The organism is Streptomyces sp. NPDC012510 (assembly GCF_042955065.1).
In the GTDB taxonomy this organism is placed as follows: Bacteria; Actinomycetota; Actinomycetes; order Streptomycetales; family Streptomycetaceae; genus Streptomyces.
In genome coordinates, this window is record NZ_JBIBEN010000033.1 from 40,355 (window position 1) to 64,282 (window position 23,928).

20 protein-coding genes are annotated in these 23,928 nt (G+C 72.3%); 9 read left to right on the forward strand and 11 right to left on the reverse strand.

Translation table 11 applies throughout. From position 1 onward, the window contains the following. Window positions 1-43 precede the first annotated feature (43 nt). A complete protein-coding gene (fxsA, locus tag ACFY9I_RS38905) occupies window positions 44-640 on the forward strand; it encodes an FxsA family membrane protein (protein ID WP_391011232.1) in 597 nt (198 codons plus the stop codon). A gap of 208 nt (window positions 641-848) precedes the next feature. Here fxsA and ACFY9I_RS38910 read toward each other — a convergent pair whose 3' ends face one another. The 4 genes from ACFY9I_RS38910 to ACFY9I_RS38925 all read right to left on the reverse strand — a co-directional run bounded on the left by ACFY9I_RS38910 (window position 849) and on the right by ACFY9I_RS38925 (window position 4,358). Then, window positions 849-1,223, reverse strand: coding sequence for an RNA polymerase-binding protein RbpA (locus ACFY9I_RS38910; RefSeq protein ID WP_003977404.1), 375 nt, complete (start codon window positions 1,221-1,223; stop codon window positions 849-851). A gap of 278 nt (window positions 1,224-1,501) precedes the next feature. Next, complete coding sequence (locus ACFY9I_RS38915) at window positions 1,502-2,866, reverse strand: MFS transporter (protein WP_391011236.1); 1,365 nt, start codon at window positions 2,864-2,866, stop codon at window positions 1,502-1,504. 41 nt (window positions 2,867-2,907) lie between these two features. Continuing rightward, window positions 2,908-3,675 (reverse strand): glycerophosphodiester phosphodiesterase family protein, encoded by a 768-nt coding sequence (locus tag ACFY9I_RS38920; protein ID WP_391011239.1) that lies wholly within the window; start codon window positions 3,673-3,675, stop codon window positions 2,908-2,910. Further along, window positions 3,672-4,358, reverse strand: a complete 687-nt coding sequence (locus ACFY9I_RS38925; protein WP_391011242.1) for a YitT family protein — start codon at window positions 4,356-4,358, stop codon at window positions 3,672-3,674. The genes ACFY9I_RS38920 and ACFY9I_RS38925 overlap by 4 nt, the downstream gene beginning before the upstream one ends. Before the next feature lie 64 nt (window positions 4,359-4,422). Here ACFY9I_RS38925 and ACFY9I_RS38930 point away from each other — a divergent pair, with 64 nt between their 5' ends. Next, complete coding sequence (locus tag ACFY9I_RS38930; protein ID WP_391011245.1) at window positions 4,423-5,922, forward strand: aminotransferase class I/II-fold pyridoxal phosphate-dependent enzyme; 1,500 nt, start codon at window positions 4,423-4,425, stop codon at window positions 5,920-5,922. Between the two features lie 394 nt (window positions 5,923-6,316). Here the strand turns inward: ACFY9I_RS38930 and ACFY9I_RS38935 are convergent, their stop codons facing one another. Both ACFY9I_RS38935 and ACFY9I_RS38940 read right to left on the reverse strand, forming a co-directional pair. Next, entirely contained in the window at window positions 6,317-7,885 is a 1,569-nt protein-coding gene (locus ACFY9I_RS38935) for a hypothetical protein (protein WP_391011248.1), read from the reverse strand. Between the two features lie 37 nt (window positions 7,886-7,922). Further along, window positions 7,923-8,117, reverse strand: coding sequence for a hypothetical protein (locus ACFY9I_RS38940; protein ID WP_391011251.1), 195 nt, complete (start codon window positions 8,115-8,117; stop codon window positions 7,923-7,925). A gap of 270 nt (window positions 8,118-8,387) precedes the next feature. Between ACFY9I_RS38940 and ACFY9I_RS38945 the strand changes: the two genes are divergently transcribed. Together ACFY9I_RS38945 and ACFY9I_RS38950 are read left to right on the forward strand one after the other, a co-directional pair. Further along, a complete protein-coding gene (locus ACFY9I_RS38945; protein ID WP_391011254.1) occupies window positions 8,388-8,780 on the forward strand; it encodes an ankyrin repeat domain-containing protein in 393 nt (130 codons plus the stop codon). 302 nt (window positions 8,781-9,082) lie between these two features. Continuing rightward, window positions 9,083-10,501 carry a HEAT repeat domain-containing protein gene (locus ACFY9I_RS38950; RefSeq protein ID WP_391011257.1) on the forward strand — a complete coding sequence of 473 codons (1,419 nt, stop codon included), beginning with the start codon at window positions 9,083-9,085 and terminating at the stop codon, window positions 10,499-10,501. Between the two features lie 421 nt (window positions 10,502-10,922). Here ACFY9I_RS38950 and ACFY9I_RS38955 read toward each other — a convergent pair whose 3' ends face one another. The 5 genes from ACFY9I_RS38955 to ACFY9I_RS38975 all read right to left on the reverse strand — a co-directional run bounded on the left by ACFY9I_RS38955 (window position 10,923) and on the right by ACFY9I_RS38975 (window position 15,526). Further along, complete coding sequence (locus tag ACFY9I_RS38955; protein WP_391011260.1) at window positions 10,923-11,795, reverse strand: 5-oxoprolinase/urea amidolyase family protein; 873 nt, start codon at window positions 11,793-11,795, stop codon at window positions 10,923-10,925. Next, a complete protein-coding gene (locus ACFY9I_RS38960; RefSeq protein WP_391011263.1) occupies window positions 11,792-12,403 on the reverse strand; it encodes a carboxyltransferase domain-containing protein in 612 nt (203 codons plus the stop codon). Before ACFY9I_RS38960 ends, ACFY9I_RS38955 begins: the two co-directional genes overlap by 4 nt. After that, window positions 12,400-13,158, reverse strand: a complete 759-nt coding sequence (locus ACFY9I_RS38965; protein WP_391011266.1) for a 5-oxoprolinase subunit PxpA — start codon at window positions 13,156-13,158, stop codon at window positions 12,400-12,402. The genes ACFY9I_RS38960 and ACFY9I_RS38965 overlap by 4 nt, the downstream gene beginning before the upstream one ends. A gap of 185 nt (window positions 13,159-13,343) precedes the next feature. After that, window positions 13,344-14,201, reverse strand: a complete 858-nt coding sequence (locus ACFY9I_RS38970; protein ID WP_391011333.1) for a putative hydro-lyase — start codon at window positions 14,199-14,201, stop codon at window positions 13,344-13,346. 5 nt (window positions 14,202-14,206) lie between these two features. After that, on the reverse strand, window positions 14,207-15,526 hold the full coding sequence (locus tag ACFY9I_RS38975; protein ID WP_391011269.1) for an MFS transporter: 1,320 nt from the start codon (window positions 15,524-15,526) through the stop codon (window positions 14,207-14,209). A 114-nt stretch (window positions 15,527-15,640) separates the two neighbouring features. Between ACFY9I_RS38975 and ACFY9I_RS38980 the strand changes: the two genes are divergently transcribed. From ACFY9I_RS38980 to ACFY9I_RS39000, 5 genes are all read left to right on the forward strand, one after another. Then, on the forward strand, window positions 15,641-16,339 hold the full coding sequence (locus ACFY9I_RS38980) for a GntR family transcriptional regulator (protein ID WP_391011272.1): 699 nt from the start codon (window positions 15,641-15,643) through the stop codon (window positions 16,337-16,339). Between the two features lie 132 nt (window positions 16,340-16,471). Further along, window positions 16,472-17,995 carry a hypothetical protein gene (locus ACFY9I_RS38985; protein WP_391011274.1) on the forward strand — a complete coding sequence of 508 codons (1,524 nt, stop codon included), beginning with the start codon at window positions 16,472-16,474 and terminating at the stop codon, window positions 17,993-17,995. After that, entirely contained in the window at window positions 17,992-18,135 is a 144-nt protein-coding gene (locus ACFY9I_RS38990) for a hypothetical protein (RefSeq protein ID WP_391011277.1), read from the forward strand. The genes ACFY9I_RS38985 and ACFY9I_RS38990 overlap by 4 nt, the downstream gene beginning before the upstream one ends. Continuing rightward, on the forward strand, window positions 18,128-19,006 hold the full coding sequence (locus tag ACFY9I_RS38995) for a hypothetical protein (RefSeq protein ID WP_391011280.1): 879 nt from the start codon (window positions 18,128-18,130) through the stop codon (window positions 19,004-19,006). The genes ACFY9I_RS38990 and ACFY9I_RS38995 overlap by 8 nt, the downstream gene beginning before the upstream one ends. A 141-nt stretch (window positions 19,007-19,147) precedes the next feature. Further along, complete coding sequence (locus ACFY9I_RS39000; protein ID WP_391011283.1) at window positions 19,148-23,911, forward strand: hypothetical protein; 4,764 nt, start codon at window positions 19,148-19,150, stop codon at window positions 23,909-23,911. The last annotated feature ends 17 nt before the right edge of the window (window positions 23,912-23,928 follow it).

Below are 23,928 nucleotides of genomic sequence, written 5' to 3' on the forward strand. Positions count from 1 at the left end.
TCCCCTTATCCCGTGCTGAGCCGGGGCCAGGCACACTGGGAGCATGACGACTGGCGCTCCGCCCCCGACGTACCCTGCCCGGCCCCGGCGTTCCCGGCTGCGCACGTTTCTGCCATTGGGCGTGGCCGCTTGGCTGGTGTTGGAGATCTGGCTGCTCACCGTGGTCGCGGGCGCGGCCGGTGGCTTCACCGTGTTCCTGCTTCTCGTCGCCGGCTTCCTCGTCGGCTCCGCGGTGGTCAAGCGGGCGGGACGGCGGGCCTTCCGGGCGTTGAGTGAGACGTTGCAACAGCAGCAGGGGGGTGTGGCCGGGGCGGGGGCCGGGGGCGGAGCCGTCGGCAAGAGTGAGGGCAACGGCTTTTTGATGCTGGGCGGTCTGTTGCTGATGCTGCCGGGTCTGGTGTCGGACGCGGTGGGGTTGGTGCTGTTGGTCCCGCCCGTGCAGAAGGGGCTGGGGCGGTTCGCGGAGCGGACCTTCGAGCGGAAGATTCGGGAGGCTGGTGGCGGAGGGCTGGGTGATGCGTTCCAGCAGGCGCGGATGCGTCGTCCCGACGGGAAGGTCGTGCAGGGTGAGGTGATTCGGGACGATGCGGGTTCCGGTGAGGCCTCGGCCGAGGGGCCGCGGCCGCCGCTGAGTCGCTGAGGCGGTTCTTCCTCGCCCCCGTGCCGCCCCTACCCGTTCCCATCCCCAAGGGCTGCGCCCCTTCGACACGCCCCTGAAAGGGGCTGCCCGCACCTCAAAGCCCGCTTGCCAAGACCTGCCAAGACGAAGACCGCGGGCGCCGTACGTCAATGTACGGCGCCCGCGGTCATCGGTTTGCGCTGTGTCGTCCGCTCAACCCCCGGAGGGTCTACGCGGACTTGCGGCTGTCTCGCGGGTGAACCGCGATGTTCATCGCGCCGGAGCGGAGGACCGCGAGGCGCTCTTCGAGGACCTCTTCGAGTTCCTCACGGGTACGCCGCTCCATCAGCATGTCCCAATGTGTACGCGCGGGCTTGGCCTTCTTTTCCTCAGGGCCGTCGCCGTCCACCAGGAGTGCCTGGGCCCCGCAGACCTTGCACTCCCACTCCGGCGGAATCTCCGCCTCGACCGAGAAGGGCATCTCGAAGCGGTGCCCCTTCTCGCATGCGTACTCCACGGCCTGGCGCGGAGCCAAGTCGATGCCGCGGTCCGTCTCGTAGCTGGTCACCACGAGGCGCGTGCCGCGAAGAGCTCGCTCACTCATGAATCGTGCCTCCCGGGCTTGTCGCCCACAGGACAGGTGTCGCTGTCGTCGTCATCCGGTCAACGTCCGGTCGGCGGTAAAGATTCCCGTTCCGTGTCCCGTTCCGGGTCATGCGTCGCCGTCGTGGCCGCAGCCTTGTCAATCAATGCAGTACCCACCGGCGCCCGGTTTGTCACATCTGACAGCAGATGTCACCCTGCGTTTCGGCATCTTTGACGCGCAGTAACGGTACGCCTGGCAGGCCAAACGCGTACACTACAGCCCTTTCGCTCCGGGCGCTAAATCCTCTCGGGTACGGGATTGCCCGCGTCGCTGATCGCCCGGCGCACCGGAACCCGCGCGAGCAGGGCGAAACCCAGCACGAAGAAGACGACCAGGGAGATGATCGCGTCCCGATAACTTCCGGTCAGCTGGTAGGTCACACCGAACAGCAGCGGGCCCAGCCAGCTCATGCCACGGTCGCTCATCTCGTACGCGGAGAAGTACTCGGCCTCCTTGCCCGGCGGTACGAGATGGGAGAAGAGCGAGCGGGAGAGGGCCTGGCTGCCGCCGAGGACCAGACCGATGCCCGAGGCGAGGACGAAGAACCAGAGGGGAGCCCCGGCCGGGAGGAAGTAGCCGGCGGCGAGGATCAGTGTCCAGGCGGCGAGCGAGCCGAGAATCGTGCGCTTGGCTCCGTAGCGGCGGGAGAGCCTGCCCATCCCGAGGGCCCCGCCCACAGCCAGGATCTGTACGAGCAGGACCGCGACGATGAGCGTGGACTGTTCCAGTTCGAGCTCCTCGGAGCCGTAGACCGAGGCCTGGGAGATCACCGTCTGGATGCCGTCGTTGTAGACGAGGTACGCGAGGAGGAAGCCGAGGGTGAGGGGGTGACGGCGCATGTCGCGGACGGTGGCCGCCAACTGGCGCAGGCCTGGAGCCGTCGCCTCCTCGATCCCGTCCGATGTGCCCTCGGGGGTACGGCGGTCACGGAGGCGGCGGAGGGGGATCAGGGTGAAGGCGCCCCACCACAGGCCCGCCGAGGCCAGACAGATACGGACGGCCATTCCCTCCGAGACACCGAAGGCGTCGTGGGCGGTGAAGAGGATCAGGTTGGCGACGAGGACCAGGGAGCCGGCCGCGTAACCGAAGGCCCAGCCCCGGGAGGAGACCGCGTCGCGTTCCTCGGGGGGCGCGATCTGAGGCAGGTAGGAGTTGTAGAGCATCATCGCGACGGACTGTGCCGCGTTCGCGATGATCAGCAGGACGCCGCCCAGGAAGTAGCGGTCGCCGTCCAGGAAGAACATGCCGGCGGTCGCGGCGGCGCCGAGATAGGCGGCCGCGCCGAGGAGGGGCTTCTTGCGGCCCGTGCGGTCGGCCGCCGCGCCCACCAGGGGCATGATCACGACGGCCAGGATCACCGACAGGGACACCGAGTACGCGAAGAAGGAGCCCGCTCGCACCGGTATGCCGAGGGGGTGCACATAACCGTCCGCGTCGGCGGCGGACTTGGCGACCTCGGTCAGATAGGGGCCGAGGAACACGGTCAGGACGCTGGTCGAGTAGACGGAGCAGGCCCAGTCGTAGAAGTACCAGCCGCGCTGTTCGCGCCGTCTGCCCGCGGCCTCGTCGCCCGCGTCCGTCCGCACGGTGTCGGTGCCCACCCGTGCTCCTCGCTTCCCCGAGAACGGGCCGCGCGCGGGTGTCAGACCCAGGTCCCCCGGTCCTCAAGCACCTTGCGCAGCGTGTCGATGTGATCGGTCATGATGCCATCGACGCCCGAATCCAGGAGCCGGTGCATACGTTGCGGTTCGTTCACGGTCCAGACGTGGACCTGCAGCCCGCGCGCGTGGGCGGCGCGCACGAACCGGGGGTCGACCACGGGCACCCCCGACCGCGACTCGGGAACCTGCGCGGCGACGGCGGAGCGGCGCACGGTGGCGGGAATGCCCCAGGAGCGCAGCCGCAGTCCCAGGACACCGCTCGTGCCGTACGAGGTGGCCAGGCGGGGTCCGGCGAGGCGCTGGGCGCGGGCCACCCGGGGCTCGGAGAAGGAGCCGACGCAGACGCGGTCCCAGGAGTCGGTGCGGGCGATGAGGTTGAGCAGGGGGTGGAGCGCGGGTTCCGCCTTGACGTCGACGTTCCAGCGGACCTGGGGGAAGGTTTCGAGGAGTTCCTCGAAGAGGGGGACCGGTTCGACGCCCGCCACGCGGGCGTGGCGGACTTCCTTCCACGGCAGGTCCGCTATCCGGCCCGCACCGTCGGTCATCCGGTCCAGGGTCGCGTCGTGGAAGGCGACGAGTCTGCCGTCGAGCGTGGCGTGTACATCCGTCTCGATGTAGCGGTAACCCGACTCCACCGCCCGGCGGAACTGGGCCATGGTGTTCTCCAGGCCGTCCGCCGCCCCGCCCCGGTGGGCGAAGGCGATCGGGCCCGGATGGTCGAGGTAGGGGTGGCGTATGAGGGCGGTCACCCGGGCAGTATGGCCCGATTCGACGGCCCGGTGGCAACGACCGTGCTGCCGGGTGCCGAAGGAACGGCGAACACGCGCAGGAAGATCTGGGCGAGGGGGCCGATGGAGAGGGCGTAGAGCAGGGTGCCCATGCCGACCGTGCCGCCGAGGGCGAAGCCCGTCGCGACGACCGTCAGCTCGATGGCGGTGCGCACCAGACGGATCGACAGCCCCGTGACCCGGTTCAGGCCGGTCATCAGCCCGTCGCGCGGTCCGGGACCGAAGCGGGCCGCGAGGTAGAGGCCGGTCGCCGCGCTGTTGAGGATGATCCCGGTGATCATCAGCAGGACACGGGCACCGAGTGTCCGGGCGTCCGGGGTCACCGCCAGCGTCGCGTCCATCGCGGCGCCGATCACCAGCACGTTCGAGATCGTGCCGAGGCCCGGCCGCTGACGCAGCGGGATCCACAGGAGAAGGATGGCGGCGCCGAGGATGGTCAGGACGACACCCATCGACAGGCCGGTCCGCTCGGCGAGGCCCTGGTGGAGCACGTTCCACGGTTCGAGGCCGAGACCCGACCGGACGAGAAGCGCCGAGCTCGCGCCGTAGAGCGCGAGACCGACATAGAGCTGCGACAGTCGCCGCGCGAGATGCCCGTGTCCGGACAAGAGACGCCCCCCTGTGGTGGTAGTGGCTTGACGCATGCCACCCTGTGGCTTGAGGAACAAAGTCATCTATGGCCAATTCGGGGAAGGTGGACTGGAAACCTTGTCTCAGTGGACTTCGGCGGTGGGGGCCGCACAGCTCGCCCGCATGCTCAACTCCCAGCAGGACCGCCCCGCTGGACCCGGCAGCAAGCGCCCGCCGGCCTATCGCGCGCTCGCCGACGGCGTCCGGGTGCTCGTCCTCGAAGGCCGCGTGCCCGTGGCCGCCCGGCTGCCCGCCGAGCGGGAGCTGGCGCTTGCCCTGTCCGTCAGCCGTACGACCGTCGCGGCGGCCTATGAGGCCCTGCGCACCGAGGGGTTCCTGGAGTCCCGGCGCGGGGCGGGCAGTTGGACCGCCGTACCGGCCGGGAAGCCGCTGCCCGCACGCGGCCTGGAACCGCTGCCGCCCGAGACGCTCGGCTCGATGATCGACCTGGGCTGCGCCGCCCTGCCCGCGCCCGAGCCCTGGCTCACCAAGGCCGTGCAGGGCGCGCTGGAGGAGTTGCCGCCCTACGCCCACACACACGGCGACTATCCGGCCGGACTGCCCGCGCTGCGCTCGATGCTCGCCGACCGGTACACCGCGCGCGGGATCCCGACCATGCCCGAGCAGATCATGGTGACGACGGGGGCGATGGGCGCCATGGACGCCATCTGCCATCTCTTCGCGGGGCGCGGTGAGCGGATCGCGGTGGAGTCGCCGTCGTACGCCAACATCCTGCAGTTGATGCGGGAGGCGGGGGCCCGGCTGGTGCCGGTCGCCATGGCCGACGGGCTCGCCGGGTGGGACATGGACCGCTGGCGGCAGGTGCTGCGGGACGCGGCGCCGCGGCTCGGGTACGTCGTCGCCGACTTCCACAATCCGACCGGTGCGCTCGCCGACGAGGACCGGCGGCGGGGGCTCGTCGACGCGGCGCGGGCCGCCGGGACGGTGCTCGTTGCGGACGAGACGATGAGTGAACTGTGGCTCGACGAGGGTGTCGACATGCCTCGGCCCGTGTGCGCGTTCGATCCGGCGGGTTCCACGGTGATCACGGTCGGCTCGGCCAGCAAGGCCTTCTGGGCGGGGATGCGGATCGGGTGGGTGCGGGCCGCGCCCGAGGTGATCCGGAGCCTGGTCGCGGCGCGGGCCTACGCGGACCTGGGGACGCCGGTGCTGGAGCAGTTGGCCGTCAACTGGCTGATGAGTACCGGCGGGTGGGCGCGGGCGGTGGGGGTTCGGCGGGCGCAGGCGCGGGAGAACCGGGACGCGTTGGTGGCGGCGGTGCGTCGGGAGTTGCCGGATTGGGAGTTCTCGGAGCCTCGGGGTGGGCTGACGCTGTGGGTGCGCACGGGAGGGCTGTCGGGGTCGCGGATCGCGGAGATGGGGGAGCGGGTGGGGGTGCGGGTGCCTTCGGGGCCGCGCTTCGGGGTCGACGGGGCCTTCGAGGGGTATGTCCGGCTGCCGTTCACCGTGGGGGGAGCGGTTGCCGAGGAGGCGGCGGTGCGGTTGGCCGCGGCGGCGCGGCTGGTGCGGGACGGGGTGTCCGGTGGGGGTGAGGGGCCGCGGACGTTCGTGGCATGAGCGTGTGGTGGCCGGGCGCCCGGTGGCTCTGGCTGGGCGGGGGTGGGGCGTCGCTCACCGGCGCTTGCCGGTGCCGCCCGCGCCCACCCGTGCCGCCCCAGCGGCACGACCGCCCGCAGCCGAGCGTGCGGAGCGCCTGCGGCTGGGTGTGTGGTGCGACCGCGCCGTGGCTGGGCGTGCCGGACGCCTGCGCCTGCGCCCGCGCCCGCGCGTGCGGGGGTGCCTGCGGCTGGACGTGCGGAGCGTAGGGGCCCGAGTGGGGCGTGCGGAGCGTAGGGGCCCGAGTGGGGCGTGCGGAGCGTAGGGGTCGAGGTTGGACGTGCGGAAAGCGGCAGCGGCCGTAGCCGCGTGTGCGGAACGTCGGCGCCCCTAGCCAGGTGCGGTCGCGGTCGGCTCAGGTCTCGGCCACGGCTGCCTTGGTGGTGAGGGAGTCCGGTGGGGTCGTGTGGGGTGGGAGGAGCGACAGGACTGCCTCACGGTGGGCGTCGGGGGTCGTTTCGTCGCAGGGGTCCGGGGTGGCGGGGACCTGGAGGCGAAGGGCGGGGGCGGGGCCCAGGCGGGCGTAGCCGCGGCCCGGCGGTAGGTCGGCAGTGGGGGTGGTCGGGGGCGGGGCGCCCAGGACCGCTTCGATCTGCTCGGCGGTGGCCGGGCCCAGGGCCACCCGCGCGCGGGTGTGCCGGCGTACCGCGTCCGTGAGGGTGTCCAGGTGGTCGAACTGTTCGGTGACCACCACGGTGACGTTGGCCGCGCGGCCGTGGCGGAGAGGGACCTGGAGGAGGGACTGCGGATCGCGTTGGCCGTCGGCGGTGGCGAGATGGGTGAGGACGCTCGGGCGGTCCAGGAGGAGCCAGAGGGGGCGGAGGGTGTCGCCCGGTGGGGGATGGCCCGCCTGGCGCGCCCGGTTCATGGCGATCAGCCGGCGTTCCGTCTCCTGGGACGCCCACTCCAGGCTCGCCAGTGCCCCCGAGAGGCCGCACTCCACGGCCAGAACGCCGTCGCGGCCGGTGAGACACGTGTACTCGCCGCCGGCACCGCCCTCGACCACGACGATGTCGCCGTGCTGGAGCGCCTGGAGGGCGATCGAGCGGAGGAGGGTCGTGGTGCCGCTGCCCGGTTCTCCCACGGCCAGCAGGTGCGGTTCGGTGGAGCGGACGCCGGTGCGCCAGATGACCGGCGGTACGTCGCGCCGTTCCTCTCCGGAGGGGAGTTCCTCCTCTCCGGAGGCCAGGGGAAGGGTGCGCTGGACATGGGCGGCGTCGGTGAAGCCGAGGACCGTCTCGCCCGGTGCCGTCACGAACCGCTGGGCGGTGATGTCCGTGGCGAGCGGCGGGAGGACAGTGACGGCGAGTTCGTTCCCCTCCTCGTCCCAGGCGAACGAGTACTCGCGGCCGTGGCCCGCCTTGGTACGCAGCAACTGCTCGACGCGCGCGCGGGACTCGGCGTCGCCGTCCGCGAAGTAGGCCGGGTAGCGGATCAGCAGCTGGCTCACGCGGCCGGTGCCGTCGAACGCGTAGCTGGGGAAGGCCTTGTCCCAGGCGCCGCCGTGCGAGTAGAGGGGCTCGGGGTCCTCGGCTGCCGAGAAGCAGGGAACCAGGGCGTCGTAGAGGGACCGTAGACGCTGGCACTGGGACTCGTCGGGTCCGGTGGACTCGGCACCGTTGTGGCGGCCCGCCCAGGCTGCCGCCGCCATCAGGGCGATGACGGCGAGCAGCGGGCCGTACGGCACCAGGGTCACGACCAGGAGGGCCGAGGCCACGAGGAAGAGCAGCGACCCTCGCCGGTCCTTCGGTGTCTCGGCCCATCTCTGCCGGCCGACGGCGACCAGCCGGCGTAGTCCACGCGTGATCGTGATCAGCGGGTGGAGGACGTCGGTGGCGCCGTCGGCCGCCGTCCGGGCCAGCTCCCGGCTCCTGGCGAGGTGCGTGCCGCTGCTCAGAATGCGGGGGAGAGGGACCCGGGCCACGGCTGTCTCCTGGGGGTGCGTGCGGATGGGGACGGGGTCAGAACTTGATCCCGCCGAGGAGGCTCGCGAGGCTCTCGCCGCCGGCTGTGATGCCCGGGGCGACGCCCGTGCTGGCGAGGTAGAAGCCGAAGAGCGTGACGACGATGGCGTGCGAGGCCTTCAGGCCGTCCTTGCGGAAGAACAGGAAGACGATGACGCCGAGCAGGACCACGCCTGAGATGTTCAGGATCATTTGGGCTCTCCTGGTTGGTGGGGACAGTCACCATGAGTTCTTCCAAGGTCACAGCATGTATCCATACGATAAAAGGTGCATACGGGTGAAAATCTGAGAATTTCACCCGGCTGGTCGAATCGGCGCTGGGCCGTCCGGGCTGGGCTGTTGCGTTCGGCGGGACTCGGTGTGATCTTTGCCTCGGCTCTGTCCGCGCATGTGCGCGAGAAGCCAGTACTCTGGCGATTCACCCGTTCGGCTCGAAACGTGCATCTGAGAGGTGGCCCGGCGATGAGCGAAGCCCCCGACCCCGAGGTCGTGGAGCTGGCGACCAGGATCTTCGATCTGGCCCGCAGGGGCGAGACCGAAGCGCTCGTGGCGTACGTCGACGCGGGTGTTCCGGCCGACCTCACCAATGACCGCGGCGACTCGCTCGTGATGCTCGCCGCGTACCACGGTCACGCCGATGCGGTACGGGCCCTCCTGGCCCGTGGCGGTGAGGCGGACCGCGTCAACGACCGAGGCCAGACTCCCCTCGCCGGGGCGGTTTTCAAGGGCGAGGAGAGCGTCGTCCGGATCCTTCTGGACGGCGGGGCCGACCCGCTCGCCGGCACGCCGAACGCCGTCGACACCGCACGGATGTTCGGCAAGATCGAACTGCTAGAACTGTTCGCAGCACGCTGATTCACATGTTCTGACCAGGCAAAACACGAAAGACGGGGGAGGCGGTACGGGGCCGCCGGAAATTTCGGTCGCGGCAGGAAGAACCGCCGGGTCATCATGACGTCGTGATTCACGGACATGATGGCTGGGCAGGTGTTGCCGCACCGCGTGGGCCGTGATGCGGTCCGCATGGGCCACCGACGAGAGGCAGAGGAAGATGGTCTACAGCAAGCAAGAGACGGCGGGCGCTCCGACGTGTTGTCACGCGGCCAGGTAAAGCAAGATCCCCGGTTGCGTCGACGCTTGATGTGAGGCTGTTTCCCATGTTCGAACCGGTCATAGCGCCCAGCGGTACGCTGCTCGGCCTGCTGCAGCGGGGCCGTGGCGACGGCACCCTGCACGCGCTCACCGCCCCGCGGGCCGAGGCGCTCGCGGCACTGAACCAGTGTGTGCTGAGCGACCCCCGCCACGACTGGCAGGTGGAGAACCGCTCCCTGTACTACGCCCGTCTCTACCTCGACCTGGGCGGCGAGCTCGACGAGATCGAGCGGCACCTCTTCGACGCCGAGGACGTGCTGGACACCGACGAGTCACGTACCGGGCTGGCCCTCGCGGTCCTCGGGCACCTCGCCTCCTACGGCAGGCGGGACGCGCTCGACCTGCTGCGCGGGTACGCCGCCGTGGGCACCAGTTGGGCCTGGGCCCTCGACGAACTGGCCCTCAGGGACGACGACGAAGGTCTGCGTGCCCTCGCCGAACCCGTCCTGGCCCGCTTCACCACCGATCCCGAGGGCGAGGCCGAGCTGGCCGCCGCCGTCCGTGACGCTTTCGAACCACGGCCCTGGCGGTTGTGGGCCGACGATCCCCGCGAGGCGGTCGCCACACGTGTGCGAGCCGCCCATGAGACCGGTTGCTTCGACCGCTGGCAGCGGCAGATGCGCCCGAGCGGGCCCCGGCCGGGGTGGAGTGTCAGCGCCGTGTTCGAGTGGGCCCAGCAGGGCATCGAACGCGGAGCCGCCCTCCATGTGCCGGCCGCCCGGTGTCTCACGGCTGTCGCCGGACCCGAGGACCGGCCCGAGATTCTCGCGGCCGCCCGGTCCGGTGATGACGGCGCCCGGTGCACCGCCCTGCGCTACCTCGCCGACGGCAACGATCCCGACGCCCTCGACCTGATCGAGGGCGCCGTGACCGACGGGACGACGATGGTCGTGGAGGCCGCCGTCGACGCGTTCGAACGGATGCGCAGTGTGGCCGCCGTCGACCGGGCACGCGGCTGGGTGCACCGGCCGGACCCGCTGGGCGCCGCCGCCGGACGCATGCTCGCCTGTCTCGGCGGCTCCAAGGACAGTGACCTGGTGCTGGGCGCGCTGAGGGAGGCCGTACGCGGAGAAGGGCCCGACGCGCCGACCCTGTGGACCCTCGTCGACGGCGCCGGCCGCCTGGGCATCGCCTGCGCCGCACCCGTCCTGCGCCACATCTACCGCGAGACCGCCTCCTCCCACCTACGTGGCCGAGCCGCCCGCGCGCTCGCCGCCACCGACCCCTCCTTCCCGGCCGGCTTCGCCGTCGAGTGCCTCTGGGACTGCGAGGAGACCACCCGCGAGATCGCCGCCCGGCACGCCGAGACCGGCGACGTCCGCGTCGTCGACCAACTCCGCCGACTGGCCGCCGACCCGGCCGAGGAGGCCGAGGTCCAGACAGCCGTGCGCAGCCGAATCGGCCCTGACATGCCCGCAATGTGAACACCGGGTGACTCGGGCATCAGGAGGGCATGAACACGGCCCGACCTGGAACCGTGTGCGGCGCACCGCTCATGGGACGTTCCCCGCGCGGAAAGAATCACGGCGACGCGGCCACCTCCAGGACGGCGACCGACACCGGTAGGGCTGCCGGCGGGCCCCGCGCCCGGCGGCAGCAGAGGTCGACACTGTCGTTCACGCACTCTCCGAGCACCAACGGCCAGCCGCCCTCCGCATGCCGCGGAGGGCGGCTGGCCGACTGCTCGGAGAGGCCGGGGTCGCCACCGGGCCGGGCCCGTCACCACTGCCGCCCCCGCGCGGGCGGGTGCGCGGTGGTCCGCTGCGGCGGGTCGGCGGCGGTTCGTCTGCGGTCGCCCGGTGACGCTTCGGTGTCATGGGGCGGTGGCGGTGCGTCGACGGCAGGTCAGTGGCGGTGCCGTACGACGACGAACCGCACGGGCGTTCCCGGCGTGGCCTGGGCCGCGGCGGGCAGATCCGCGGGGTGGACCACTGCGATCACCGGGTAGCCCCCGGTGGTCGGGTGGTCGGAGAGAAAGACGACCGGGCGGCCGTCCGGCGGAACCTGGACGGCGCCCAGCACCATTCCCTCACTGGGGAGTTCGCCCGGCCGGGAGCGTTCCAGGGTCGGACCCTCCGTGCGCAGCCCGATGCGGTTGCTCGCGGAGGAGACGGTGTAGGGATGCCTGGTGAGGGTGCGCAGCGCGGTGTCCGTGAACCAGTCGTCACGGGGGCCCAGGGTGACGTGCAGCACGAGTTCCGAGGGAGGCGCCGGGTGCGGGACGACGTCCACGCGCGCGGGAAGGTGCGCCGGGTGGCCGAGAGGGAGCACGGCGCCGTCCGTCAGGGGCGGCGGGCCGAGGCCCGACAGCAGGTCGGTGGAGCGGCTGCCGAGCACCCTTTCCACGGCCACACCGCCGGAGACGGCCAGATAGCCGCGTACGCCGGAGCGGGCGGGACCGATGTCGAGGAGAGCCCCGCCGGGCACGCGCACGGGTGTTCCCCAGGCCACCGGGCGGCCGTCCACGGTGACCGGGCAGGGGGCGCCTGCCACGGCCACGGTGACCGCCGAGCGGGGGCGTACGGAGCAGCCGTTGAGGGTGGTCTCCAGTACGGCGGCCTCCGGCGGATTGCCCACCAGACGATTGGCCAGCGCGGCGGCGGGCGCGTCGAGCGCTCCCGAACGCGGTACGCCCAGGTGGGCGTGGCCGGGGCGGCCCTGGTCCTGGACCGTGGTCAGCGCACCGGCCCGCACCACCACGAGTGCGTGATCGGTCATGGCGCCCCCACGGGAGTGAAGCGGACCCGGGTCCCCGGCGACAGCAGGGCGGCCGGCACGCGCGTGTGGTCCCACAGCACCGTGTCCGTCCTGCCGATCAGCTGCCAGCCGCCCGGGGAGGAGCGGGGGTAGACGCCGGTGTACGGGCCGGCGAGGGCGACCGATCCCGCAGGGACGGCCGTACGAGGGGTCGCCCGGCGGGGGACCTCGCGGGGCAGCCCGGTGAGGTAGCCGAAGCCGGGGGCGAAGCCGCAGAACGCCACGTGGTACTCGGCGGCGGCGTGGATACGGGCGACCTCGGCCACGTCCACACCCCAGTGGGAGGCGACGTCCGGCAGATCGGGGCCGTCGTACCGTACGGGGATCTCGACGACGTTCTCCGCGCGCGCGGGGACGGGCGGTACGTCCCAGCCGGCGAGGCGCTCGGCCAGGCGGGACGGTTCGTCGAGGCCGTCCAGGAGGACCGTACGGGCGGCGGGGACGATCTCGGCCGCCGCCAGCTCGCCCGTCGCGCGGCGGCGCAACAGCTCCGCGTGCAGGGCCTCGGCCTCCTCGCCCGTGCCCACCTCGATCAGCAGCGCGTGGTCCCCGACCGGCAGTGTCCTCATACGAAGGCCTCCAGCCGCACTCCGGAGGCGGTCAGCTCGGCCCGCACCCGGCGGGCCAGCTCCACCGCACCCGGTGTGTCGCCGTGCAGGCACAAGGAGCGGGCGCGGACGGGGATGCGTTGGCCGGAACGGGCAAGGACGGTGCCGGTAAGGGCCAGATCCACCGACCGTTCGACCACGGTGTCGGGGTCCGTGATCACGGCACCGTCCTGGCCGCGCGGCACGAGGGTGCCCTGGTCGGTGTAGGCGCGGTCGGCGAACGCCTCGGTGACGACGGGCAGCCCGGCCCTCTCCGCCACCTTGAGGAAGCGTGAGCCGGGCAGACCGAGGACGGGCAGCGTGGCGTCGGCGAGGCGCACCCCGTCGACCACCGCCGCCGCCTGCTCCTCGTCGCGCACGACACGGTTGTAGAGCGCGCCGTGCGGCTTCACGTACGCCACGCGCGTGCCCGCCGCGCGTGCGAAGACCTCCAGGGCACCGATCTGGTACGCCACCTCGGCCGCCAGTTCGGCGGACGGCACGTCCATGGCGCGCCGCCCGAAGCCGGCCAGGTCGCGGTACGAGACCTGGGCCCCGACCCGTACGCCGTGCTGCGCCGCCTGCTCGCAGACCCGGCGCATGGTGGCCGCGTCACCGGCGTGGAAGCCGCAGGCCACGTTTGCGCTGGTGACGACGGAGAGCAGTCGCTCGTCGTCGGTCAGCGTCCAGCGGCCGAAGCCCTCGCCGAGATCGGCGTTGAGGTCGATGGAGGTCATGAGTCCCATTCTGCTGCTCGTTGCACCGGTCCTGCCGGTGGCGGTGACGCCGGTCGTTCCGACGGGCGTGACACCGGTCGTTCCGACGGTCTTGCTGCCGGTCCTTCCGGCAGCGGTGACGCGGGTGTTCGCCGAGGTGGTGGCGCTGGTCCTCGTGGCGGTCGGCACGTGGCGGACCGCGTCCGTCAGAGCACGCGGTACTGCTCGTCCCGGGCGTCGGTCAGGAACATCTGCCCCGGCGCGTGGGTGATCGCGAACGGCGGGCGCGAGGCCATCACCGCGGCCTGGGGCGTCACTCCGCAGGCCCAGAACACCGGGATGTCGTCCGGTTCGGCGTCCACCGGGTCACCGAAGTCCGGGCGGGACAGGTCCGCGATGCCGAGGCCCGCCGCCTCGCCGCAGTGCACCGGCCCGCCGTGCACGGCCGGGAGCAGGCTGCTCTCCCGGATCGCGGCGGCCAGATGCCCCGGCGGCACCGGGCGCATCGACACCACCATCGGGCCCCGCACCCGCCCGGCGGGCCGGCACTGCCGGCCGGTGACGTACATGGAGACGTTGCGACCCTGCTCGATGTGGCGCATAGGGACACCCGCCTCGGTGAGCACCCACTCGAAGGTGAAGCTGCACCCGATCAGGAACGACACCAGATCGTCCCGCCAGACGTTCACCACGTCCGTCGGCTCGGCCACCAACTCGCCGTGCTCCCACACCCGGTAGCGCGGCAGATCGGTGCGCAGGTCCGCGCCCTCCGCCAGCGGGGTCGTCCAGGCCCCGGCATCCGTGACGTCGAGCACGGGGCACGGCTTGGGGTTGCGCTGGCAGAACAGCAGCATCTCGTACGCCCAGTCGGCGGGTACGGAGATCAGATTGGCCTGGGTGTGCCCGGCGGCGACCCCGGCGGTGGGTCCCGTGAGGCCCGAACGGAACCGGGCGCGCGCCTTTTCGGGGGTCCACGCGTGCGCGTGTGGGTCGAGAAGGGTCAACGGGCAGTCGGGCGGGGGTGACGGAGTAGTGCGGGCCGGGGGCCGGCCCCGGGTGGTCATGTGGTTCACACCAGTTCCTTTCCGCGTGTCTCCGGGAGGCCGAGCAGGGCGACCGCCGCCAGGCCGTAGCCGATCGCGCCGAAGACCAACGCGCCGCCCACGCCCCAGCTGTCGGCCAGGAAGCCGACCGTGGTGGGGAAGACGGCGCCCACCGCGCGCCCGGTGTTGTACGTGAAGCCCTGACCGGTGCCCCGGACCGCCGAGGGGTACAGCTCGCTGAGGAACGAGCCGAAGCCGCTGAAGATCGCCGACATGCAGAACCCGAGCGGGAAACCGAGGACGAGGAGCAGGCTGTCGGCGCCGCTCGGGATGTTCGCGTACGCCAGGATGCACAGCGCCGAGAGCACGGCGAAGAGCCAGATGTTGCGTCGGCGGCCCAGCCGGTCGGTGAGATAGCCGCCGGTGAGATAGCCGATGAAGGCGCCGGAGATCAGCAACGTGAGGTATCCGCCGGTGCCGACGACCGACAGGCCGCGCTCCGTCTTCAGGTATGTGGGGACCCAGGTCGCCAGCGTGTAGTAGCCGCCCTGCACACCGGTGGAGAGCAGCACCGCGAAGACCGTGGTGCGCAGCAGGCCTGGGGCGGAGGCCGTGCCCCGTCGGAAGATCGCGGCGAAGGAGCCCTTCTCGGCGCTCCGCTCCCGCGCGGCCGCCGCCTCGGGCGCGTCCTTCACCGAGCGGCGCACCCAGACCACCAGCAGGGCGGGCAGCGCGCCGGTCCAGAACATCACGCGCCAGGCGAGGTCGTCGTCGAAGAACGAGAAGACCATCGTGTAGACGATCACGGCCAGGCCCCAGCCGACGGCCCAGGAGCTCTGGATGGCGCCGAGGGTACGTCCCCGGTGCTTGGCGCTCGCGTACTCGGCGACGAGGATCGCGCCGACCGCCCACTCACCGCCGAAGCCCAGCCCCTGGAGGGCGCGGAAGACCAGCAGGGTCTCGTAGTTGGGTGCGAAGCCGCAGGCCACGGTGAACACCGCGTAGGTCGCGACGGTGATCATCAGTGCCTTCACGCGCCCGATCCGGTCCGCCAGCACGCCCGCGGCGGCGCCGCCGATCGCGGAGACGACCAGGGTGACGGTGGTGAACAGCCCGGTCTGGCCGCTGTCCAGACCGAAGTAGGCCGCCAGCGCCACCATGCTCAGCGGCAGCGTGAAGTAGTCGTAGGAGTCGAGCGCGTAGCCGCCGAACGCGCCGCCGAAAGCCCGGCGCCCGCGCGGACCGAGGGCGCGCAGCCAGCCGAACGCGCCCTCGTCGGAGGCCGGTTGGCCCGGGGCGGGCGCGGTCGCGGAGGTGGGGACAGGGGAGGGAGGAGTCGTGCTCATGGGCACCTCGCAGTGAGGGAGGAGAGTGAGCCTGCCCAGTAAGGTAGAGGATTGTTGAACGATCCCTCAATACCCGTGTTGTTTCGTTCTCGGGTCTGCGATTGAATTCCGGGCATGGCCGCCGAACTGACCGGACTTGCCGACGATCGCGCCCTCCTGGGGCGGACCAGCACCGCCGAGCGGGTTTCGGACATCCTCCGGAACCGGATCGCCGAGGGCTTCTTCCCGCCGGGGACACGGCTGTCCGAGGACAGCATCGGCGGCGCCCTCGGCGTCTCCCGGAACACCCTCCGCGAGGCGTTCCGTCTGCTCACCCATGAACGCCTCCTCGTGCACGAGCTCAACCGAGGGGTCTTCGTCAGGGTGCTGACCGTCGAGGACGTGCAGGACATCTACCGCACCCGCCGCCTCGTCGAGTGCGCCGTGGTGCGGGGCCTCGGGGAGCCGCCGTACGGCCTCGACGGGCTGGCCGAAGCGGTCGCGGAGGGGCAGCGGGAGGCCCGCGAAGGTGACTGGAAAGGGGTGTCCACCGCCAACATCCACTTCCACCGCGAACTCGTCGCCCTCGCCGGCAGCGCCCGCACCGACGAACTGATGCGCAGCGTCTTCGCCGAACTGCGGCTCGCGTTCCACGTGGTGGACAATCCGCGCACGTTGTACGAGCCGTATCTGGCGCGCAACCTGCTGATCCTGCGGGAGCTCCAGCGGGGGGAGCGGGACGAGGCCGAGCGGATGTTGGCCGGCTATCTCGACGACTCGCTCCAAGGGCTGGTGGAGGTGTACGGGCGCAGGGTGATGGACAGCGCCCCGTAAGGGCGCGGGGGATCGCGCGGGCGTTCCCGTGCGCGCCGCCCCCGGGAGACGACCTCGGGGTCGCCCGGCTCGCCCGGCTCGCCCGGCGGAGCGTTTGGGCCGTTGTCGGACCCACCACCTAGTCTGTGCACCGTGACTTCACCCGTATCGACGGACCGTGTTCCGCCCCAGTTCAGCGCGGGGTCGCGCCCCGCGCCGGGCCCGGCCGCGGACGAGGGACTGGCGCGGCGGCTGCGCGCGCTCGCCTGCACCGCGCCGCTGCACGACCTGGACGCGCGCAAGGCGAACCTCGCCGGCGAGTACTCGGTGTACGGCATGGCCGAGGTCGCCCTGGCCGCCATCGACCTGGTCACACTGAACATGGACTTCGACACGGGTGCGGACCACGACCAGATCGTCGCCCGCCTCATCCCGCGCATCGCCGCCCAGGCTCCGCGCCGCCCCGTGGAGGAACACGAGCGGGTGGCCCGCTGGGTCCTGGAGAACCTGATCAACGTCGGCAGCGTCGACCGGGGCTTCCGGGCCGTGTACGGGACGTTCGCGCCGGACGGCACCTATGTCCGCCGCGACTACGACTTCAAGCTGATCGAGGAGGTCCCCGGCTACGGGGGCGGCGTCTACCTCCGTACGACCGATGAGGCCGTCAACGTCCTGGTCGGCGCCCTCGACACCGATGTCACCAGCGCCCAGATCGCCGCCGAGGTCAAGCTGGAGGTGCTGATCAGCCGTGGCCGGCTCGCCGACGCCCAGCTCGCCGCCGAGCAGGCGCGGTACCGCACCGTGCAGTACTCGGAGACGCTGCGCAAGGCGCTCGACGCCACGCGGCGCAACGTCCGGGCGGTGGACTGGCTGCGGGCCGTGCCCGACATGATCGCCGAGGCGCTCGACCATGTCGCCGACCGCTACCGTCATGAGAACGCGATCCTCACGAACATCCGCAAGGCCCGGGACGAGTCCGAGGATCCCGAGCAGAAGCGGCGGGCCGCCGAGCTGGTGGACATCGTCAAGGACTGCATCCGACGGCACACGCAGTTGCAGTCACGGCTGCTGGAGGCGGGCCCGCTGTTCCGCGCGGAGCAGGACCGGCAGGCCTTCGGCACACCGATGACGACCTCGGGGACAGACCTCTACGGGCATCTGCTCGCGCCCTTGCTGCCGCTGCCGGTGGAGCAGGCGCGCAGGGTGACCGACGCGTTCTTCGGCCGGGGGACGGGGTTGCGTACACCGGGGTCCGTGCGGGTGGGGGATCTGGTGGACCTGCTGTTCACTCCGCCGGTGGAGCGCGAGCACCTCGGGGCGGAGATGCCGGAGCCGGATCTGATCACCACGCCCGACGACAGCCGGTTCAGCGAGGAGCAGTTCGCCGCGGCGAAGGAGTTGCTGAACCTGCCGGCGGACGCGCCGCGGCGGCTGTCCGGGCTGCTGGCCGAGGCACGGCTCAAGGATCCTGAACTGCCCTATCTGGTCGCTCTGCTGGCCGTGCACGCGGCCAGCCCGCCCGTCGGTACGGCCTATCGGCAGGGGGAGGAGAAGCTGCTGTTCGCCGTGGACGACGGGACGGAGTTGGACGATCCCGAGTTCGGCGGGGCCGATCTCATCGTGGGAATGGCCTTGTTGGACGCGGCGGGGATGGCAGCGGACCGGGAGGCGGCGTGAGCGATCCGCTGGGAGTGCCGGAGAACCGCCGGGCGTACGTGGAGTGCGGGCTGTCCGTGGCGGGTGACGCGGTTCCCCGCGCCCCTTACCTTGCTGCCCCGCCCTCTTGTCATGAGATCAAGGAGTTCCGCCGTGAGTGAGCACGTCGAGTGGAGTGAGCCGGAGACGGCCGCTGCCCCGGTGGCCGCTGCCCTCACTCCCGCCGACACCGCTGACGCGGCTCGGCTCGTCGCCTTCGGGTTGCAGCCGAAGTTGCAGCCCGCCCGGGACCAGGAGTACGGCGAGCTGTTGCGGCGGTATCGGGAGGATCCGGCGTTCGCCCGGATCGCCGATGCCGTGGCGACCGGGCTCGGGCTCGTCGTGCTGGAGGTGTCGCCGCGGGCCGGGATGGCGGTGACGGCGGCCGAGGACTCGGTGTTCGCGGTGCGGATGGGGGACTACGCGCGGCGGACGTCGGCGGACTCCATGGACCGGTTCCTGCACGGGCTGGCCCATCTCGCAGTCGCCGCGATGGCGTTTCCCCGGCCGGAGGACCTCGCGGACGACGGGTACATCGGGCGGGTCTCGGTCAACGGGGTCGACGCCTTCGTCAGGCAGGCCTGTCGGCGGCTGGAGCAGCGGGCCGAGGAGCAGGGGGAGAACACCGACCCGGCCACCGGCGCCCCCGGCCTGGAGTCGGCCTGGCGGATCTGGGCGAGACGCAGCTCCACCGGGGCCACCAAGGACGCGCGCCGACTGGCGGGGTCCACCACCGGCATCATCGGCAAGGCGGTGGGCTTCCTGACCGACTCGGGCTTCCTGCAGCGCACGGGGGACGACAACGGCGGTACGTATCGGACGACGGCGCGGTACCAGCTTCAGGTGCGGGACATGGCGGGCAGCGCCGCGATGGCCGAGTTGCTGGAGCTGGGCATCGTGCCGGTCACCGACGGCACGGCCACGCTGCTGCCCGCCGAGGACACCGACGATCTGGAGCTGGTGGCCGACGCCGGACTCCCGTTCCATTCCTGAATCCCACCCTCCGTATCCCACCCCTCCTGCTCCCACCCCTCCTACTCCCGCCCCTCCTGCTCCCGCCATCACGCACCATCGACCGCACCACCGGCCGAACCACCGACCGCACCACCGACACGACCGCGAAAGTCCGCCGCCATGTACGAGCTGTCCCGGGTCCGCCTCTACTCCATCGGGCCGGCCGGTGCGCGCTACGCCGACACCGTGCTGGACCTGCGGGGTGTGGGCGAGTTCGTGCCCGATCCCGCGCCGCAGCAGGCGGAATTCTTCGAGGAGGAGCCCACCGGGCCGCCGCGCCGGCCCGCCCCGGCGGGCGTGCTCTTCCTGGAGAACGGAGGCGGCAAGTCCGTTCTACTGAAGCTGATCTTCTCGGTGATGCTGCCGGGCCACCGGAACACCCTGGGCGGCGCCAGCTCGGGTGTGCTGCGGAAGTTCCTGCTGGCCGACGACTGCGGCCATGTCGCACTGGAATGGCAGCACACGCTGACCGGTGAGTGCGTGGTCGTGGGCAAGGTCAGTGAGTGGCGGGGACGGCAGGTCTCCAACGACCCCCGGAAGTTCGCCGAGGCCTGGTACTCCTTCCGGCCCGGCCCCGGACTGAGCCTGGACAACCTCCCCGTGGCCGAGGCCACCGCCGTACGGCCGTCCGTCGAGGGCGTCTCGGGGGCGCAGGGGCGGCGGCGGACCATGAAGGGCTTCCGGGATGCCATCACCGAGGCGGGCAAGGCGTATCCGCACCTCGAAGTGCACTGGGAAGAGATCCACGACCGCTGGAACGAGCATCTGACCGACCTCGGACTCGACCCCGAGCTCTTCCGCTACCAGCGGGAGATGAACGCGGACGAGGGCGAGGCCGCCGGCCTGTTCGCGGTGAAGAAGGACTCCGACTTCACCGATCTGCTGCTGCGGGCCGTCACCGACACACGCGACACCGACGGTCTCGCGGACCTGGTCGGAGGGTTCGGGAACAAGCTGGGGCGGCGGGCCGAACTGATCGCCGAGCGGGACTTCACGGCCGGTTCCGTGGATCTGCTCGGGCGGATCGTCGAGGCCGCCGAGGCCCGGTCGCGGGCGCGGGACGTCCACGCGGGCGCCGAGCGACGCACCCGCACCCTGGCCCGAAGGCTGTCGGCGCGGGCCGCGCAAGAGCGGGTACGGGGCACCGACCTCGCCCAGCGGGTCACCGCCGCCGCGTACGCGGTCACCCACTCCGAGGCCGCCCGTGACCGCAGCGCACTGATCGCGGCGGAACTCGCCTACCGTCACGCCTCGTTGGCGTTGGCCGCCGCCGAGAAGTCGGCCGCCGCGCAGAAGCGGGAGCTGGCCGACGCGCGCACACTGCACTCCGCCTGGCAGGCCGCCGAGGCCGTCCTCAGGCATCGGGCAGCCGCCGACCGGGTCGCCCGGGTCGCCGCCGCCATCCAGGAGGCCGAGCGGGACGCCGCCCCGGCACTCGCCGCCCGTGCCAAGGCCGCCGTCGACCTGGTACGCGCCCTGCATGCCGCCGCTGAGAGCGCCGAGAACCTGGCGAACGAGGGTGAGGAGCGGTCGGCCGCCCTCCAGGAGATCGGCGAGGCCGCCCACCGGGACTCGACCGTCGCCGCCACCGAGGCGCAGCGAGCCCGCAGTGAGATCGGGCATCTGAAGCAGCGGCTCAGCGAAGTCGAGCAGGAGACCGCCGAGGCGGTGCGGGCGGGCTGGCTCGACGACAGCGCGCCCGACGCCGATCCGGCGCGCGCCGCCCTCGCCGCCAGTGACGCCGAGAAGTCGGCCGTCGCCGCCTGGGACATCGCGCGCGAGGCCTCCCGCCGCGCCTCCGAACACGCCCGGGAGGCGGCCTCCGCCGAGTCCCGCGCGGAGCTGACGGCCGCCCGCGCGGCGGACGCGGCCGTCGCCGCCGAGCGCGCCCACGACGGCGAGCGGCGTACGGCGGAGGCGCTGGCCGGGGAAGAGCGGCTGGCGGAGCTGCTGAGCCTGCCGGGCTCCTCCGGCAGGGGACGGCCCAGCGTTCCCGTGCCGCGCCGGAGCGCCGACGCCGTGAGCGGTGCGGAGGGCGGAAACGGCGGGAGCGCCGGGCGATCCGGTTCGGGTGCGCATGCGGGCTCGGGTTCGCGCGAGCAACGTGCCGGGACGGCCGACGACTCTCGTACGCCACCGGCCGACACCTCACGTTCCACGGCTGAGGGCCCTCTCACCCCGGAGGAACTGGACCGCTTCGCCGACGAGTTGCGCGAGTTGCTCGACGAGAACGTGTCGTCCGCCGAGCGCCACCTCTTCGAGCTGCGTACCGCCGCGGCCGACGACTCCCGGATCCTGGGCGCGCTCGGTGACGGCGGTCTGCTGCCGCCGGGGCCGGATGTCCTGGCGACCGTCGAGTTCCTGGGCGAGCACGGCATCCCGGCCCTCCCCGGCTGGCGCTACCTCGCGCAGGCCGTGGACCCCGTCGACCACGCGCGCGTGCTGACCGCGCGCCCGGAGCTGGTCGACGGCGTCATCATCACCGACCCCGACTCGCACGCCCGGGCCCGCGAGGCGCTGAGCGACGCGGCCCTGCTCCCCCGGTCCGCCGTGGCCGTGGGTACGGCCGCCGCCCTGCTGGCACCGACCCCGCCCGCGGACTCGGGCGACAGCGGCGTCTTCCTCGTCCCCCCGAACCCGGCCATGCACGACGAGCACGCGGCCGACGAGGAGCGGCAGGCGCTGCGCGCGCGGGCCACCGAGCGGGACGAGGAGATCCGGGAGCTGGCGGCGCGGCTCGGCAAGGACCGGGAACTGGCCGCGCGGCTCGCCTCGTGGCGCACGGGATGCCCGGCGGGGCGGCTCACCGAGCTGGTTACGGCCGCGCGGGAGGCACGGACGTTCGCCGAGGAGGCCGAGGCCGAGCTGGCGGAGGCACGGACCGTTCGGGCCGAGGCCGAGGAGGCGGCGGCCGAGGCGGCCCATGTACGGGACGAGCGGCAGGAGGCCGCCCAGAAGGCCCGCCGCGCCGCCGACGCCCTTGCCGGACTCGCCTTCCGGCTGCGCGAGCGCGCCGGCTGGCAGGTCAAGCTCCGTGAACTCGCCGACGAGGCCGCCGAGTCAGAGGCCCGCGCCCAGTCCTGCCTGGAGCGGGCCCGCGCCGCCGACGAGGACCGCCGCGCCACCCAGCGTGGCGCCGACGACGCCCGGCGCACGGCGCGTGCGCTGCGCGCCGAGCGCGCGGAGATCGCGGGTGCCCCCGACGACGTACCGGAGACGGACTCCGACGCGCCGAAGCAGCCCCTCGCCGCGCTCCGCGAGGCCTACCGCGCCGCCTCCCAGGTGTACGAGAAGGTCGGCGTCGGCGCCGATCTCCGTGCCGAGCAGGCGCGGGCCGAGAGCGACGAGAGCGCCGCGATCGCCGAACTGGACCGGCTCACCAACAAGGTCCGCAACCGCGCCGAGCAGCTTTTGCAGTCGCCCGACGGCTCCGACGGGCCCTCCCGGCAGGCGGCTGCCGCCCGCGCGGAGGAACTGGTACAGCTCCTGGAGACCCGGATGTCCACCGCGAGCGAGCAGCTCGGCCGGTTGCGGGGCGAGGCCGAGCGGCACGCGCCCGAGGACGGGGAGGCGCACACCGAGCTGCCCGGGGAACTACTCCCGCGCGACGCCGACCACGCCCAGGCCCTGCTGCGCACCGCCGCCGCCGAACTCGCCACGCGCGCCGAGGCGTTGACCCAGGCCCGGGAGGCCCACGCCGAGCTGCTGGAGTCCCACCGCGCCGCCGAGGACGCGGCCGGCGGCTTCGACGAGACAGCCGCCCTGCTCCGTGACCTCCTCCGTGACCACTCCACGGACGACGACCAGGACGAGCCCGAGCCCTACCCCGGCACACTCGACGAGGCCCGCAAGGCCGCCGCCGAGGCCCGTCGCTCCCTGCGCGGCTGCGCCGCCGACCTCTCCGCCGCCGAGGGCGCCGTACGCGAGGCGAGTGACGTCCTCGTACGCCACGCCAACTCCACGCGCTACGAGCAGGTCCGCACCCCCGCCCGCCAGCAGATCCGCGAACTGCCCGCCGCTTCCCTCCCCGAGCACGCCCAGAAGTGGGCCGACGCCTTCGCTCCCCGGCTCCGCGTCCTCACGGACGAGCTGGCCCAGCTCGAACGCAACCGGGACTCGATCGTCGACCGCCTGCGGGGTCTGGTGGAGTCGGCCCTGGCGACCCTCCGTTCCGCGCAGCGGCTGTCCAGGCTTCCCGAAGGGCTGGGGGAGTGGTCCGGGCAGGAGTTCCTGCGGATCCGCTTCGAGGAGCCGGACCAGGCGACCCTGACCGAGCGGTTGGGCGAGGTCGTCGACGAGGCGACCCGAGCCGCGGTGAAGAAGAACTCGGACATGCGCCGCGACGGCATGTCCCTGCTGCTGAGAGGTGTGGGCGCCGCGCTGCAGCCCAAGGGCGTCGCGGTCGAGATCCTCAAGCCGGACGCGGTCCTGAGGGCCGAGCGGGTCCCCGTGGGACAGATGGGCGACGTCTTCTCCGGCGGGCAGTTGCTGACCGCCGCCATCGCCCTCTACTGCACGATGGCCGCGCTGCGCAGCAACGACCGGGGCCGCGACAAGCACCGCCACGCCGGCACCCTGTTCCTCGACAACCCCATCGGCCGCGCCAACGCGACGTACCTGTTGGAGCTTCAGCGTGCGGTGTCGGACGCGCTGGGTGTCCAGCTCCTCTACACCACGGGCCTCTTCGACACGACGGCACTGGCCGAGTTCCCGCTGGTCATCCGCCTCCGCAACGACGCCGACCTACGAGCGGGCCTCAAGTACATCAGCGTCGAGGAACACCTCCGCCCGGGACTGCCCCAGCAGCCCCAGGCGGGAGAGACGGCACACACGGAGATCACCGCGACACGCATGTACAAGAGGCCCACCACGGCCGCCCCCTGAGGGGCGCGGGGAACTGC

Coding starts and splice junctions, on each gene's coding strand:
- fxsA (WP_391011232.1), top strand. CDS start 44: ATGACGACTGGCGCTCCGCCCCCGACGTACCCTGCCCGGCCCCGGCGT.
- ACFY9I_RS38910 (WP_003977404.1), bottom strand. CDS start 1,223: ATGAGTGAGCGAGCTCTTCGCGGCACGCGCCTCGTGGTGACCAGCTAC.
- ACFY9I_RS38925 (WP_391011242.1), bottom strand. CDS start 4,358: ATGCGTCAAGCCACTACCACCACAGGGGGGCGTCTCTTGTCCGGACAC.
- ACFY9I_RS38940 (WP_391011251.1), bottom strand. CDS start 8,117: ATGATCCTGAACATCTCAGGCGTGGTCCTGCTCGGCGTCATCGTCTTC.
- ACFY9I_RS38945 (WP_391011254.1), top strand. CDS start 8,388: ATGAGCGAAGCCCCCGACCCCGAGGTCGTGGAGCTGGCGACCAGGATC.
- ACFY9I_RS38950 (WP_391011257.1), top strand. CDS start 9,083: ATGTTCGAACCGGTCATAGCGCCCAGCGGTACGCTGCTCGGCCTGCTG.
- ACFY9I_RS38955 (WP_391011260.1), bottom strand. CDS start 11,795: ATGACCGATCACGCACTCGTGGTGGTGCGGGCCGGTGCGCTGACCACG.
- ACFY9I_RS38960 (WP_391011263.1), bottom strand. CDS start 12,403: ATGAGGACACTGCCGGTCGGGGACCACGCGCTGCTGATCGAGGTGGGC.
- ACFY9I_RS38965 (WP_391011266.1), bottom strand. CDS start 13,158: ATGACCTCCATCGACCTCAACGCCGATCTCGGCGAGGGCTTCGGCCGC.
- ACFY9I_RS38970 (WP_391011333.1), bottom strand. CDS start 14,201: ATGACCACCCGGGGCCGGCCCCCGGCCCGCACTACTCCGTCACCCCCG.
- ACFY9I_RS38975 (WP_391011269.1), bottom strand. CDS start 15,526: ATGAGCACGACTCCTCCCTCCCCTGTCCCCACCTCCGCGACCGCGCCC.
- ACFY9I_RS38980 (WP_391011272.1), top strand. CDS start 15,641: ATGGCCGCCGAACTGACCGGACTTGCCGACGATCGCGCCCTCCTGGGG.
- ACFY9I_RS39000 (WP_391011283.1), top strand. CDS start 19,148: ATGTACGAGCTGTCCCGGGTCCGCCTCTACTCCATCGGGCCGGCCGGT.